Here is a 245-nt window from a genome sequence, read left to right as displayed (position 1 = left end):
ATAATCTATTTACTATTCCACCCCTAGCCAGAGACTGGTCTGCTGGATACACACCAGTTCTAAACCATTTTTCGACAGATCTTTCGTCTGATGATTATCAATCACATATGCGACATATAGTAGATAGAGCTAAAGAAATTAGTCAAATTGAAAGAATACTATCCAAAAGTAATGAAGCTAACGTAATAATAGTTGGTGAAGAGGGGGTAGGAAAGCATACAATAGTTGATGCTTTAGCTAAAAAA

The 245-nt window shown here is 35.1% G+C and carries 1 protein-coding gene; it reads left to right on the top strand.

Going from position 1 to position 245, the window contains the following annotated elements; genetic code table 11:
• The coding region (locus AB1471_RS17720) for a hypothetical protein (protein ID WP_367781033.1) at positions 1-245 on the top strand (245 nt) is incomplete at both ends.

The organism is Jeotgalibacillus marinus (assembly GCF_040801915.1).
GTDB lineage: Bacteria > Bacillota > Bacilli > Bacillales > Jeotgalibacillaceae > Jeotgalibacillus > Jeotgalibacillus marinus.
This window is presented reverse-complemented; position numbering and strand designations above follow the sequence as displayed.